Origin of the sequence: Streptomyces sp. RerS4 (assembly GCF_023515955.1) — a bacterium.
In the GTDB taxonomy this organism is placed as follows: Bacteria; Actinomycetota; Actinomycetes; order Streptomycetales; family Streptomycetaceae; genus Streptomyces.
In genome coordinates, this window is the sequence record NZ_CP097322.1 from 4,574,736 (window position 1) to 4,588,724 (window position 13,989).

Annotated in this window: 14 protein-coding genes; 9 read left to right on the forward strand and 5 right to left on the reverse strand. The window is 70.9% G+C overall.

The genetic code is table 11. The features are described from left to right. Positions 1–28: 28 nt before the first annotated feature. The gene (locus tag M4D82_RS21370) at positions 29–850 is read left to right on the forward strand and encodes a polysaccharide deacetylase family protein (protein WP_249767568.1); all 822 of its coding nucleotides are present in this window, start codon (positions 29–31) and stop codon (positions 848–850) included. A gap of 113 nt (positions 851–963) precedes the next feature. After that, entirely contained in the window at positions 964–1,287 is a 324-nt protein-coding gene (locus M4D82_RS21375; RefSeq protein ID WP_249767569.1) for a nuclear transport factor 2 family protein, read from the forward strand. Between the two features lie 21 nt (positions 1,288–1,308). Here the strand turns inward: M4D82_RS21375 and M4D82_RS21380 are convergent, their stop codons facing one another. Next, entirely contained in the window at positions 1,309–2,442 is a 1,134-nt protein-coding gene (locus M4D82_RS21380; protein WP_249767570.1) for a serine hydrolase domain-containing protein, read from the reverse strand. Between the two features lie 182 nt (positions 2,443–2,624). Here M4D82_RS21380 and M4D82_RS21385 point away from each other — a divergent pair, with 182 nt between their 5' ends. Next, the gene (locus tag M4D82_RS21385) at positions 2,625–3,248 is read left to right on the forward strand and encodes a hypothetical protein (RefSeq protein ID WP_249767571.1); all 624 of its coding nucleotides are present in this window, start codon (positions 2,625–2,627) and stop codon (positions 3,246–3,248) included. A 198-nt stretch (positions 3,249–3,446) separates the two neighbouring features. On the opposite strand, the gene M4D82_RS21390 is transcribed toward M4D82_RS21385, so the two are convergent. The 3 genes from M4D82_RS21390 to M4D82_RS21400 form a co-directional block, all read right to left on the reverse strand. After that, positions 3,447–4,730 (reverse strand): extracellular solute-binding protein, encoded by a 1,284-nt coding sequence (locus tag M4D82_RS21390; RefSeq protein ID WP_502988975.1) that lies wholly within the window; start codon positions 4,728–4,730, stop codon positions 3,447–3,449. A gap of 314 nt (positions 4,731–5,044) precedes the next feature. Continuing rightward, a complete protein-coding gene (locus M4D82_RS21395; protein ID WP_249767572.1) occupies positions 5,045–5,662 on the reverse strand; it encodes an SMI1/KNR4 family protein in 618 nt (205 codons plus the stop codon). Between the two features lie 36 nt (positions 5,663–5,698). Next, entirely contained in the window at positions 5,699–6,091 is a 393-nt protein-coding gene (locus M4D82_RS21400) for a DUF192 domain-containing protein (protein WP_249767573.1), read from the reverse strand. 63 nt (positions 6,092–6,154) lie between these two features. Between M4D82_RS21400 and M4D82_RS21405 the strand changes: the two genes are divergently transcribed. After that, positions 6,155–6,880 carry a prepilin peptidase gene (locus M4D82_RS21405; RefSeq protein ID WP_249767574.1) on the forward strand — a complete coding sequence of 242 codons (726 nt, stop codon included), beginning with the start codon at positions 6,155–6,157 and terminating at the stop codon, positions 6,878–6,880. 152 nt (positions 6,881–7,032) lie between these two features. Here M4D82_RS21405 and mgrA read toward each other — a convergent pair whose 3' ends face one another. Next, positions 7,033–8,070, reverse strand: a complete 1,038-nt coding sequence (gene mgrA, locus M4D82_RS21410) for an L-glyceraldehyde 3-phosphate reductase (protein ID WP_283844498.1) — start codon at positions 8,068–8,070, stop codon at positions 7,033–7,035. Between the two features lie 127 nt (positions 8,071–8,197). On the opposite strand from mgrA, the gene M4D82_RS21415 reads away from it, so the two are divergent. The 5 genes from M4D82_RS21415 to M4D82_RS21435 all read left to right on the forward strand — a co-directional run bounded on the left by M4D82_RS21415 (position 8,198) and on the right by M4D82_RS21435 (position 13,934). Then, positions 8,198–8,959: an isoprenyl transferase gene (locus tag M4D82_RS21415; RefSeq protein ID WP_249767575.1), complete on the forward strand. Its 762-nt coding sequence runs from the start codon at positions 8,198–8,200 to the stop codon at positions 8,957–8,959. Positions 8,960–9,275: 316 nt separating this feature from the next. Then, on the forward strand, positions 9,276–10,592 hold the full coding sequence (gene phoH2, locus M4D82_RS21420; protein WP_249767576.1) for an RNA 5'-3' helicase PhoH2: 1,317 nt from the start codon (positions 9,276–9,278) through the stop codon (positions 10,590–10,592). 458 nt (positions 10,593–11,050) lie between these two features. Then, positions 11,051–11,773 carry an aggregation-promoting factor C-terminal-like domain-containing protein gene (locus M4D82_RS21425; RefSeq protein ID WP_249767577.1) on the forward strand — a complete coding sequence of 241 codons (723 nt, stop codon included), beginning with the start codon at positions 11,051–11,053 and terminating at the stop codon, positions 11,771–11,773. Between the two features lie 126 nt (positions 11,774–11,899). Next, positions 11,900–13,249, forward strand: coding sequence for an AI-2E family transporter (locus tag M4D82_RS21430; protein ID WP_249767578.1), 1,350 nt, complete (start codon positions 11,900–11,902; stop codon positions 13,247–13,249). Continuing rightward, a complete protein-coding gene (locus M4D82_RS21435; protein WP_249767579.1) occupies positions 13,233–13,934 on the forward strand; it encodes a hypothetical protein in 702 nt (233 codons plus the stop codon). Before M4D82_RS21430 ends, M4D82_RS21435 begins: the two co-directional genes overlap by 17 nt. Positions 13,935–13,989: the final 55 nt, after the last annotated feature.

A 13,989-nucleotide genomic window follows, 5' to 3' on the forward strand; every position in this document is an offset into this window, starting at 1 on the left:
CTTTCAAGGGCGGATGGGGAGTGGACACATGACGCCTACGCGCAACCACAGCGGCCTCCGGGCCCGAATAGCCGTCGGAGCCTCGGCCGTCGCCGTCGCCGCGACCATATGGGGGGTCACCACCCTGGTCTCCGTGGACGATCAACCCACCGCCCCGCCCGGCAACGCACGCCCGAGGGGTACGGACGACCGCGCGGCCACCCCCTCCGTGACCCCCTCCACCGGCGTACCCGACACCATCGCCCACGCCTCGGAAGCCGGCGGCAACGCCGTCAACATCACCATCGACGACGGCCCCGACCCCCGCTGGACCCCGCAGGTGCTGGACGTCCTGGCCCGGCACGACGTCAAGGCCGTCTTCTGCATGATCGGCCCGCAGGCCAAGGCCCACCCCGACCTGGTCAAGAAGGTCGTCGCCGCGGGTCACCGGCTCTGCGACCACACCATGAGCCACGACACCGGCATGGACAAAAAGCCCGTCGCCTACCAGCAGGCGCAGATCCTCGACGCGCGCGAGCTCATCGAGGAGGCCGCCGGCCGCGGCGCGAAGGTCGAGTACTACCGTGCCCCCGGCGGAGCCTTCACCCCCGAGAGCCGCCGACTCGCCGCCGAGGCGGGGATGCGCCCGCTCGGCTGGAACGTCGACACGAAGGACTTCGCCAAGCCCGGCGCCGCCGCCATCGTGGACACCGTCAAGCGCGAGATCGGCAACGGCCCCACCGTGCTCTTCCACGACGGCGGCGGCGACCGGCGGCAGACCGTCGCCGCCCTCGACCAGGTGCTGACCTGGCTGAAGGAACAGGGCCGCCCCACCGGCTTCCCGGTCCGCACCGCAGCCGAATCCCCCTGACACGCCGCCCGCCGGCGAACGGGTGACGGTCGCCCCCCGGGCCCCGCCCGGGGTGTTCCCTGGTCGCGCACGAAGCACCGTACGCATCAGCACTCACCCGACCCGGAGATCCCGTGATCCAGGCGAACCGCCTCAGCGACCCGACCGTCCGCGCCTTCGTCACCGCCGTCAACGCGGGCGACCAGCAGGCCTTCCAGGCGCTCCTGGCCCCCGGCGCGACCATGTCCGACGACGGCTCCGACCGGGACATCGCCGATTGGAGCGAACGCGAGATCTTCTCCTCCGGGGGCCGGATGGACGTCGAGTCCGAGGCCGACGGCGGCCGTTCCCTGATCGTGGACTACCGCAACGACACCTGGGGCGCGATGCGCACCGCCTGGCGCTTCGAGGTCACCGGCGACGGCCGCGTCAGCCGCTTCGAGACCGGCCAGGCCTGAGAAGCCCGACCGCCCCGAGGCTCACAGCGCCCGCGCCACCTTCAGCACCGCCGCCGTCAACCGGTCGTTCTCCGGGGCCATCCCGCCCGGGAAGCCGAAGCGGCGGCGCGTGTACCCGTACGCGATCCCCGTGACCGGGTCGGCGAAGCCCTGTCCGCCCGACGCGCCCTGGTGCCCGAAGGCCTGCGGACCGACGGCGGGCTGCCGCTCGAAGCCCAGCCCGAAGTGGTCCGGGGTCGCCGTGACCACGTCCACGTCCGGCGTGTGCGGACGGGCCACCTCCGCCACCATGTCCGGCTTCAGCAGCGGAGCCCGGCCGCCCACCCCGCCGACGGCCGCCGCGAACAGGGCCGCCACACCGCGCGCCGTGCCGATGCCGCCCGCCGAAGCGGGGCCGAGGGCACGCGTCTTCGGGTGGTTGGCGTAGGCCACCATGTCCATCGGCGGCTCCCGGTGCGCGTTGAAGGCGACCTTCATCAGCTCCGTCATCGGCTCACCCGCCGCGAGCTCCGCCAGCTGCCCGTCCGTCGGCAGCATCTCCAGGACCGGCTTCCAGCGGCCCTCCTGCTCCACCGGCAGCCCCATGTACAGGTCCAGCCCGTACGGAGCCCGTACGCGCTCCTCGTACAGCTCCTGGACGGAGCGGCCCGTCACCCGGCGCACCACCTCGCCCGTCAGGGCGCCGATCACGAAGGCGTGGTAGCCGTACGCCGTCCCGGGCTCCCAGTACGGCTTCGCGGCGGCCAGGCGCTCCGCGATCACGGCGTCGTCGGCGACCTCCTCGTACGAGAGGCCGTCGGGGGTGTTGATCAGCCCCGAGCCGTGCGCCACGAGCTGCCGCACCGTCAGCCGCTCCTTGCCGTACCCGGTGAACTCCGGCCAGTACGAGGACACCGGACGCTCCGGGTCCAGTACGCCGTCCTGCACCAGGAGCGCCACCACCAGGTGCGCGGCGGCCTTCGTGATCGAGAAGACGCCGGTCAGGGTGTCCCCCTCGGTGTCCTCGCCGGCCCACAGGTCCACCACGATCCGGCCGTGGTGACGTACCGCCAGCTGCGCCTCGGGCGAATGCGGCTCGGCGGCGGCGAAGGCCTCGAACTCCGCGCGGACGCTCTCCCAACCCGCCGCCACCGTGCCGTTGACGGTCACGCTCATGTCATCCCCCGTTGCTTCGTATCACTCGTTCGTGTCGTGCGAGGAGAGACAACCAGAGGTCCCCGGGAGGTGTTCCCGCCACGATCCGCACTGTGTCACCTCTGCCTCCCTTCGCCCTCTCGTACGGGTGAACGCGCGCGGGCCCTCGTTCCGGCCCGCCGCGGGGGGCCGTTGGTACGGGCATGAAGCGCACCCGCACCGCAGCCCTCGCCCTGGCCGCCACCGTCGCGGCCCTCGCCCCCGCCCTCGGCCAGGCTTCCGCCGGCGCCGCCGAGGCGGCGAAGTACCTCCAGGACCCGGCCGGCGACGGCAAGATGAAATCGATGTGGACCAAGGACGAGATGCACAAGGTGGAGGGACAGTTCCGGTTCTATCCCGGCGTGCAGTACAAGACCGTCACCCGGCCGGGCCCCGACGGCGCCCCGGAATGGGAGCGGCAGGTCGGCGACCCGAAGACGCTGGCCTGGGAGCCCTCGTACGAGTTCGCGTGGGCGGTGTCCGACTCCACGCTCGTGAAGAAGGCCGTCACCACCAAGGAAGGCAAGCACCCGATCGTCGTGCACGCCGTGCTGCGCGACGCCAAGCGCGCCAAGGCGGGGGAGATCACTCGGGAGTTGAAGGACCGCCCGGCGACGGGGCGCCAGAAGGTGGCGGGGGGCCGGCGGATCGCGTGCGACACCGGCGAGTACACGGTGGAGTGGTCGGTCACGCGCTCGGGCTACGGGACGCTCTCGGGCACCCTGCGCTGGGACTCCAGCTGCGAGCAGTACCGGACGGCGTTCTCCACGCAGAACGGCGCGCTGTAGGGCGGGAGGAGAAGGCCTGTCGCCCCGTGCACCTTGTGGGTGCCCGGCGGGCGACTGGGCCGCGGCCTTGGATCAAGAGCCGTCGCAGTCATTCTGCCGTACGGGATGGGTGCGGCAGCGGGTCGAAAGTCCTGTGTCGGCGGGAACCTGCAGGGACTTTCAGGGACCTCCAGGGGCCTCCGAGGACCTTCAGGGTGTTCAGTGCTTCTTGGACTCCGCCGTCGCCTTCGCGGCGATGTCCTCCAGGACGGCCTTCGGGTTGCCGTTCGGCTCGACGGCGCGCCCGATGTTGCGCTTGAGGTTGTCGCTGACCGCCACCCACGATGGGTCGTTCACCGGGTACAGCTGCGCGCCGCGCAGGGCGGTCAGGAAGTCCGTGTCGATGGCGTCGAGGCCGCCGCCCGCCGGGGTGCGGGACGCGGTGACCGTCGAGGGCAGCAGGTGGTAGCGGCCCGCGAAGTCCGACAGGTTCCGGTCCTGGTAGACGAAGTCCAGGAACTTGCCGATCTGCTGCTTGTTGCCGTTCTGCTTGAACGCCATCATCCAGTCGGCCACGCCGACCGTCGGCGGGGTCTCGCCCGCGCCGAGGGAGTCCGCCACCGGCATGGACACGGCCTTGAGGCTGATGCCCTTGGCGCGCGCCTCGTGCGAGAGGGAGGGGTAGCCGTTGACCATGCCGACCTCGCCGCGCAGGAACGCCGCGAAGGCGTCGGCGCGGTTCAGCCGGGACGGCGGCGTCGGGCCGGTGAGGCCGGGGCCGACCAGGTGCTCCTTGAGCCAGGCGAAGGTCTGGATGTTCTGGTCCGAGGCGAGGCTGTAGTTGCCGCTGCTGTCGGCGTAGCCGCCGCCGTTGCTCAGCTCCCAGATCAGCGCCTCCGCGTGCGCCTCCTCCGGGCCGAGCGGGAGTGCGTACGGGTACTTCACCCCCTTGGCCTTGAGCGCCTTGGCGGCGGTCTCCAGGGCGGACCAGGTCTTCGGGGCCTCGGTGATGCCGGCCTGCTTGAAGAGGGTCTCGTTGTAGAAGAGGAGTCGGCTGCTCGCCACGAACGGCAGACCGTAGAGGGTGTTGCCGACCGAGCCCGCCTCGGCGAGGGGCGCCAGGAAGTTCGCCTCGGCGGTGATGGAGAGCAGTTCTTCGGCGGAATAGAGCTTGCCCTGGGCGGCGAAGTCGGAGTACGACCCCATGAGAGCCATGTCCGGGGCCTTGCCGTCCTTGACCATACGGCTGACCTCGCGGTCGATGTCGGCCCATGGCAGGAGTTGGACCTCGACCTTGATACCGGGGTTGGCGGTCGTGAAATCGGCCGTCACCTTGTCCCAGAAATCCTTCGAGCTGTTGTTCGCGCTGTCGCCGTATTCGGCGGCGACCAGGCGCAGAGTGTCGCCGCCGGATCCGACCTGGGAACTTCCGCAGGCGGACAGTGGCATCAGCAGGGCGAACACGGCCACGGTGGCCGCACTGCCGAACATTCTTCGTCGCACGGGTGAGTACCCCTGATTTTCTTTTGAAGCCCGTTATTACTTATGAGTCACTCCGGGCTGGGGTGTCCCTCCATGGCCCGTTGGCCGGAATTCTCTCCTGACCCCGGTGCGGTTGATTCCATTGGGTCGGCACTTGTGGGCAATGCTCCAACTGCGGCTTTTCCGCATGGTGTTTTCCGATATGCGATCGCCGATTCGGACGCGCGTAGAAGCCGTGGAGATCCCGGATGTGACGAAAAGCCCGTTTCCGGTAGGCGGAAACGGGCTGCGGGGTTCCGGGGTGCTCCGGAGTGGCGGGATCGGGCGCCGCGCGATCAGTCGCCGAACTCGCCGGCGTACGGGTCCGGCTCGCCCGTCTCCGGATTGCGGCCCTCCTGCCAGCGGCGCTGGGCCTTGCGCCAGTGCACGAAGCTGAGTCGGCCACCGTCCCAGAAGGTGATGCCGACCGGGCTCACGTCGAACTCGTCCGAACACAGCCGCAGCAGGAATTCGGCCATGCCGTACGGGTACACGGCGAAGGCGTCGGCGGTGTGCCGCCCGACGACCAGGACCGGCCACCGGTCCGGGTCCGGATCGCTCGTCAGCCAGCACAGGATGTCGGAGCCGCCGGTGACGCCCCAGGCGATGATCGACTCAGGGTCCACGTCGAAGGCGGCCCGGCCGCCCTCATCCGCCCAGATCTGGCGGGCGTTGGCGGTCTCCTCGGCCATCTCGGCCGGATCCCACTGGAGTCCGGGCTTCGGCAGCGGCAACAGGATGCCGGCCTCGCCGTTGATGGAGCCGGCGCCGAAACGGCCCATGAAGGCCACGTAGTCGGCCGGGAAGCGGGTGCCCCAAGCGTCTTCGACGGCCTGCCAGTCGATGTCCTCGTCGGCCCCGTGCGTCGCGGGCATGATCTGCTCCAGCGCACCGATCCGCGCGTTCTCCGTCATGCCGCTCCCCTGAGACCCCAGCTCAACCGCCCCAACCTACCGCCCGTCGGCGTCGGCACCCAGCCCGGCTTCGGGCCGGCCCGTCTCGATCTCCACGCGCGCCCCGGGGCGCACTCCCCAGCCGGCCATCGCCCCCGCCGCCGCCTCCAGCACGTGCCGGGAACGCGGCCGGGGCAGGCCGAGGCGGCCGGGGCGCATGGTGACCACCGCCAGCACCCGCAGCCTGCGGTCCAGGTAGGCCACGTCGAGGGGGAAGCGCATCCCGAAGGTGTGCACGCTCGCGGCCGGGGTCAGCAGCAGGGCCCCGACGATCCCGTCCCGCCCGAGCAGTCCGCGCGTCCGGGCCCGGTACGAGGCGGCCACCTCCAGCGGCACCTCGACCCCGTCGACCCTGAGCGTGCCCTCCCCGTCCCGCCGGCGCCTCCCCATGGCGGTCACCCTAGGCCGTGCCCAGGCCTGTCGGCGGGTTCACGGCAGGGCTACCTTCGGCGGGTGCGGGTATTCGTGATCGTCATCGCCGTCGCGTACGGCCTCGCCGCCGGCCTGCTGCTGCCGCGCGCCGCCTACCGGTTGTCCGCCCCGGCGGGGGAGCCCTGGCGGGAGCGGTGCCCCGAGGGGCATCCCGTGCTCGGCTGGCTCGGGCCCGCCCGCTGCCGCGAGGGCGGCCACGGCTACGGGCCGTCCGGGACGCGCGCGGGGCCTGGCGGCGGCGCCGTCGTGTGCGCGGCCCTCGCCGCGGCGCTGGGCCCGCGTCCCGAGACGGCGGTGTTCGTCGTCCTCGCACCCGTGCTGGTGCTGCTGGCCCTGGTCGACCTCGCCGTGCACCGGCTGCCCGACGTGCTCACCCTGCCGCTCGCCGCCGCCACCGCCGCGCTGCTGGGTCTGGCCGCGCTGCTGCCCGGCGCGGCCGGGTCGTGGCGGCTCGCGCTGCTGGGCGGGGGCGCGCTCGGGGCGGCGTACCTGCTGCTGTTCCTGATCAACCCCGCCGGGATGGGCCTCGGCGACGTCAAGCTGGCGCTCCCGCTGGGGGTCGCTCTTGGGTGGTACGGGTGGGGGGTATGGATCGCCGGAGCCTTCCTCGGCCTCCTCTACGGAGCCCTGTACGGCCTCGGCCTGCTGCTTCGCGGTCGGGCGACCCGTCGGACGGGGTTCGCGTTCGGCCCCTTCATGGCCGCCGGAGCCCTCACCGGAGTGCTGCTGGGCGGATTCGGAGCGTAATCATTTGGCGCCGATGCACGCATCAGGCTTTACGAAGGGTTATGGTGGAACCCCCCCCTCGGGCCGGTCCGTATCCCCCCCACGGACCGGCCCGTTTTTTCTTGTCCGGCACTTTCCTCAGGTTTTCCTCAAGCCCGGGACAACGCCGCAGGTCAGCCCCGTTGGGCCCAGATGTTCGTGCCGGGGGTGGAGACGGCGAAGGAGTCGATCTCCTTCAATTCCGCCTCTGAGAGGGGCTCGCCGGCCAGCGCGGCGATGTTTTCCTCCAGCTGCCGCACGCTCGACGCGCCGATCAGCGCCGAGGTCATCCGGTCGTCGCGCAGCACCCACGTCAGCGCCAGCTGCGCCAGCGACTGACCGCGCCGCGCGGCGATCTCGTTCAGCCCCTCCAGGCGTCGCAGCACGTCCGGCGACAGCAGCGAGGGGTTCAGGGACTTGCCCTGGCTCGCCCGCGAGCCCTCCGGGATGCCCTGGAGGTACTTGCCGGTCAGCAGCCCCTGCGCGAGCGGCGCGAAGGAGATGCAGCCCATGCCGGCGTCCTCCAGCGTGTCCAGCAGCGCGTCCTCCTCCGTCCAGCGGTTGATCATGGAGTACGAGGGCTGGTGGATCAGGGGGCGCACCCCCATGTCGGTGAGGATCCGGGCCGCCTCGGCCGTCTGCTCCGCCGTGTACGAGGACACGCCGACGTAGAGCGCCTTGCCCTGCCGGACCGCGGACGCGAGCGCGCCCATGGTCTCCTCCAGCGGGGTCTCCGGGTCGAAGCGGTGCGAGTAGAAGATGTCGACGTAATCGACGCCCATCCGCTTCAGGGAGGCGTCCAGCGAGCCGAGCAGGTACTTGCGGCTGCCCCATTCGCCGTAAGGGCCGGGGTGCATGAAGTAGCCGGCCTTGGTGGAGATCACCAGCTCCTCGCGGTAGCGGGCGAAGTCCTCGGCGAAGATCTTGCCGAAGTTCAGCTCGGCCGAGCCGGGCGGCGGGCCGTAGTTGTTGGCCAGGTCGAAGTGGGTCACGCCGAGGTCGAAGGCGCGGCGCAGGATGGACCGCTGGGACTCCAGCGACCGGTCGTCACCGAAGTTGTGCCAGAGGCCGAGGGAGATCGCGGGGAGCTTGAGGCCGCTGCGGCCCGTGCGCCGGTAGCTCATGGAGTCGTAGCGCGAGGGCTCTGCCCGATAGGGATTGTTATCAGTCACGATGTCCTCCCTATCACGTACTTGTGACAGACCGAGTTGGGTACCCGATACCGCCGCGCAGTAATGTGGCGGACTCGGGGGAGACCGCAATCGGCACGGGGGCATTGCACGGAGGGGCTCGAAGATCGTGAAGCTGCGCGACCTGGTGTACAGGCTCTACGCACGCCGGGTGGAAGGCCGCCTCGACCATGACGCGTCGCCCAAGCACATCGGCGTCATCCTGGACGGGAACAGGCGCTGGGCCAAGGCGTCCGGAGGCACGACGGAGCAGGGTCATCAGGCCGGCGCCGACAAGATCTCCGAGATGCTCGGCTGGTGCACCGAGACGGACGTCGAGGTCGTCACCCTGTGGATGCTCTCCACGGACAACCTGGACCGGCCGGAGGTCGAGCTCCGGCCGCTGCTCAACATCATCGAGAACACGGTCAGGGGCCTGGCCGAGGACGGCCGCTGGCGCGTCCACCACGTCGGCAACCTGGACATCCTGCCCTCGCGGACCCAGACCGTCCTGAAGGAGGCCGAGCAGGCCACGCACGACGTCAAGGGGATACTCGTCAACGTCGCCGTGGGCTACGGCGGTCGCCAGGAGATCGCCGACGCGGTCCGCTCGCTGCTCCTGGAGCACGCCGAGAAGGGCACCTCCTTCGAGGAGCTCGCCGAGGTCCTCGACATCGACCACATCGCGGAGCACCTCTACACGCGCGGCCAGCCCGACCCGGACCTCGTGATCCGCACCAGCGGCGAACAGCGGCTGTCCGGATTCATGCTGTGGCAGAGCGCCCACTCGGAGTACTACTTCTGCGAAGTGTTCTGGCCGGCGTTCCGCAAGGTCGACTTCCTGCGCGCCCTGCGCGACTACGCCGCCCGCCACCGGCGCTACGGCACCTGACACCACCGGCCGGCTCCCCCTCCGTCACACCCCCACCTCCCACGAGGCCTTCACCAGGGGTTCACCGAGCGTCCGTCATATGCCATGGCATGGCGGTGCATGTTCGAGGGCATAACCCACACAGGTCGACGCCCGATCCACGGGTGTCGAGTCTCAGCGGACGGCACAGGGCCGTCCGCCCGGGAGGCCCTTTGCACCAGGACGAGCGTGCGGTTCGCACGGACGGATTGGAGGGCCGGAAAGCGGCCCTGGCATGGGAGCCGTTGACCGGTCCGGTCTTCATGGCCCGACCTCTTCCGAGGGGGTACGTCCTTCCGTGGTGACCAGCACAAAGCGCCGCCTGCCCGACAGGCGGACCTACGTCCTCGACACCAGCGTCCTGCTGGCAGACCCCAACGCGTTCTCCCGTTTCGACGAGCACGAGGTCGTGCTCCCGATCGTGGTGATCACCGAGCTGGAGGCCAAGAGGCACCATCCCGAACTCGGCTACTTCGCGCGCCAGGCCCTGCGCCTGCTCGACGACTTCCGGGTTCGCCACGGTCGCCTCGACGCCCCCATCCCACTGGGCGATCTGGGTGGCAGCCTGCGCGTCGAGCTCAACCACTCCGACCCGGGCGTCCTGCCCGCGGGCTTCCGACTGGGGGACAACGACTCGCGGATCCTCGCGGTCGCCCGCAACCTCCAGGCCGAGGGCTACGACGTCACGGTCGTCTCGAAGGACCTCCCACTGCGCATCAAGGCCTCCTCCGTGGGGCTGCTCGCGGAGGAATACCGCGCGGAACTCGCCATCACCGATGGCGGCTGGACCGGCATGAGCGAGATCTCCCTCTCCGGGGAACAGGTCGACCTCCTCTACTCCGAGGAACGGCTCTACGTACCCGAGGCCGCGGAACTGCCCGTGCACACCGGCCTGGTCCTTCAGTCGGAGCGCGGCAAGGCGCTCGGCCGCGTCACCGCCGACGGCAACGTGAAGCTCGTACGGGGCGACCGGCAGGCCTTCGGGCTGCACGGGCGCAGCGCCGAGCAGCGCATCGCCCTCGACCTCCTGCTCGACCCGGAGATCGGGATCCTCTCGATGGGCGGCCGGGCCGGCACCGGCAAGTCGGCGCTGGCGCTGTGCGCGGGGCTGGAGGCGGTGCTGGAGCGGAGGCAGCATCAGAAGGTGATGGTCTTCCGGCCGCTGTACGCCGTCGGCGGCCAGGACCTCGGCTACCTGCCCGGTGACGCGTCCGAGAAGATGAGCCCCTGGGCGCAGGCGGTCTTCGACACCCTCTCGGCGGTGGCCGGGCGCGAGGTCATCGAGGAGGTGCTCAGCCGCGGCATGCTGGAGGTCCTGCCGCTCACGCACATCCGCGGTCGCTCGCTGCACGACGCGTTCGTGATCGTGGACGAGGCCCAGTCCCTGGAGCGCAACGTCCTGCTGACCGTGCTGTCCCGCATCGGGACCAACTCGCGGGTGGTCCTCACCCACGACGTGGCCCAGCGCGACAACCTGAGGGTCGGTCGGTACGACGGGGTCGTCGCCGTGGTCGAGAAGCTGAAGGGGCATCCGCTCTTCGCGCACGTCACGCTGACCCGCTCGGAGCGCTCCCCGATCGCCGCGCTGGTGACGGAGATGCTCGAAACGCTCTAACCCTGAGACAGTGGCGGACAGTGGCAGCACTGCTGTCGAAACGGTCAAAAACCTCATAGCGGTTGGTCGAGTTGACGCCGCCCGGCAAAGGCCCAGGAGCCTAGCCGGGCGGCGTCGCGCCGCACAGGCCTTTGACGCAATCAACCGCGACTTGCCTGGTGTGACCTTTCCCACGCAACGCGGAATTGCCCTGCGGCGTCGCGGTCCGGCAGAGTCTGATTTCCGTCAGGCCCCGCATACGGCACTCCTGTATCTCCCGTTCTCCTCAGGGGGGATACGCACAGCACCACAACTCCACAGCCGATGGCCGTATGCCGCCCGGTTTCACGCGGCAGCCCCCGCAGGGGAGTTGCCCACGGGCCCGTGTCTCCAGTGATCGCACCACCCCGGAGACCTGTGTCGAATGGGGCACTCTCGCGCCCGCGCGGTCACTGCGGACGCTGCTGGAAGGAAACCGTGTGAGCCGGATCTCGGTCCGGGGGTTCGCAGTGGCTTCGGCCACCGCGGTCACCACCGTCGGCGCAGTCGTGGGCGTCGCCACCGGCGACGCCTCCTCTTCGAACGACCTTGAGACCACCGCGTCCGGCGCGACTCTCCTCGCCGACGTCCCGGACGGCGAGCAGGCCCAGGTCCAGAGCGGGACCCTCGCGCAGCAGGCCGACGCCATCGCCCACGCCGCCGACGCCGACGCCAAGCGCTCGACGGAGGAGGCCGCCCGCCTCAAGGCCGCCGAGGACGCCAAGGCCAGGAAGGCCGAGGCGGAGAAGGCCGAGAAGGCGAAGAAGGACGAGGCCGACGCCAAGCTCAAGGCCGAGCGCGAGGAGAAGGACGAGGTCGCGAGCCGGTCCACCACGCGTGACGCCGGCGACTTCCCCGTCCAGGGCTCCTACACGGTCGCCCAGGTCAAGGCCATCGCCCAGCAGCTGGTGCCCGCCGGGCAGTTCCAGTGCTTCTCCAACATCATCAACCAGGAATCCACCTGGAACTACAAGGCCGTGAACTCGTCCTCGGGCGCCTACGGTCTGGTCCAGGCCCTGCCCGGTTCGAAGATGGCCTCGGCCGGCGCCGACTGGCGCACCAACCCGGCCACCCAGATCAAGTGGGGCCTGGGCTACATGAACGAGCGCTACGGCAGCCCGTGCGCGGCCTGGACCTTCCACCAGGGCAACGGCTGGTACTAGCCGCACCCGGTTCCGACCCCGAGGAGCCCCGCACCGTCCTACGGTGCGGGGCTCCCCGCGTGTACGGTCGTGCGGGTGTGACCGTACGAGCGCGAACGGCGCGGTGGACGGGGGGAAGGGAATGAGATGGCGAAGAGGGCAGGCTGGCTCGGTCGGCTCGGCAGCAGGCTGAGCCGCATGGAGGCGCGCCTCGACGAGCGGCGGGCCGAGGTCGAGGCCGAGAGCGCGGGGGACGTCCCGCTGCCCGCGGCCGTGGCCGCCGCGGAGGCGCCCGCGGCGCAGGGGGCGGCGTACGAGCCCGTCGTGCCGGCGGAGCGTCCCGATCCGGTCACCGTCATCCCGTGGGGGGTGCGGGTGGCCGCCGAGGCCAGCTGGCGGCTGCTGTTGCTCGCCGGGATGCTCTGGGTGCTGATGAAGGTGATCAGCGAAGTGCGCCTGGTCGTCCTCGCCTTCGCCGCCGCGATGCTGGTGACCGCGCTGCTCCAGCCGTTCGTGGTGCGCCTGCGGCGGCTCGGGTTGCCGCGCGGGCTGGCCACCGCCGTCACCGCGATCCTCGGGTTCGTCGTCATCGGCCTGGTCGGCTGGTTCGTGGTCTGGCAGGTCATGGACAACCTGGACGACCTCTCCAGCCGGGTCCGCGAGGGCATCAACGAGCTGAAGAGCTGGGCGCTCGACAGCCCGTTCCACGTGACCGAGAAGCAGATCAACGACATCGCGAAGAACCTCAGCGAGACGATCGGCACCAACACCGAACAGATCACCTCCGCCGGACTGCAAGGCGTGACGGTCCTCTTCGAGGTGCTGACCGGGATGCTGCTGGCGATGTTCTCGACGTTGTTCCTGCTCTACGACGGCAAGCGCATCTGGACCTGGGTGCTCGGCCTGCTCCCGGCCGCCGCCCGCCCCGGCGTCGCGGGCGCCGGTCCGCGCGCCTGGCGCACGCTGACCGCGTACGTGCGCGGCACGGTGCTCGTCGCGCTCATCGACGCCGTGTTCATCGGACTCGGGCTGTGGTTCCTCGACGTGACGATGGCCGTCCCGCTGGCCGTGTTCATTTTCCTGTTCGCCTTCATCCCGCTGGTGGGCGCGGTCGTCTCCGGGGCCCTCGCGGTGGTGGTGGCGCTGGTGACCGAGGGGCCTTTCATCGCGCTGATGGTGGTGCTGGTGGTGCTGGCGGTGCAGCAGATCGAGGGCCACGTGCTCCAGCCCTTCATCCTGGGGCGCGCGGTACGGGTCCACCCGCTCGCGGTGGTGCTCTCCGTCGCGGCCGGCGGCATGGTCGCGGGCATCGGCGGTGCGGTGGTGGCGGTGCCGCTGGTCGCCGTCACCAACACGGTGGTGGGCTACCTGCGGGCGTACTCGCACGAGCGGCACCGCGGGGCCACCGTGCCGGTCGCCCCGGTCGGTCCGGCGCCGCACGGGTCCACCGCCATGGGCATGACCGTGCGGGAGGTCGGGGATGATCAGCGAACCTGAGCTCGACGGGGCGTGGCCCCCGGAGCGGCCCGGCGAACGGGCGTGGGTGGACGGGGCGGACGGGGACGACGGCTCTGACAGTTCCGAGGGTCCGTTACGGGCGGCCCGTAGGCCGTGGGTGTGGGCGCTGGGCGGGGCCGTGGTGGCCTCGGCGGTGTGGGCCGGGTTCCTGGTCGCGCAGGATCGTTTCAGCGACCGCCCGCCACCGCTCGCCTACCGGCACTCCGAGGACCTCTGCGAGGGCTCGCCGCTGCCCGCCGTCAGCGCGCTCACCGGCCGCTTCGGGACCGGCCGGCCGAGGCACGCGGAGGACCCGCGCGTGGACTGGTCGTTCTGCGGGCTCGGGACGGAGATCACGGACGCCGGGTTCGGCTACGAGGCGCGAATCCAGGTCGAGCTGCACAAGAAGGTCGACCCGGAGCCCGAGTTCGGCGCCGGACCGAACGGCGACCCGGACGCGGGCGCCGGGTTCATCGAGGTCCAGCAGGTCCCGGGCCTGGGCGAGCGGGCCCTGTTCGACCGCAACGTGATGGCGCCCCGCCTGCGGGTGCTCGACGGCGGCGCGGTCTTCACCCTGACCCTGCGCGAGTACCGCGACGGCGGGGAGGCGCCCCTCGACGAGGACGCCCTGACGGCGGCGATGATCGAGGACATGCGCACGCTGATGCGACGCCTGCGCGGATAGCGGAGCAGACGCGCGAGCAGGGCCCCCGCCGCCGGCGAGCGGCTGCGGGGGCCCT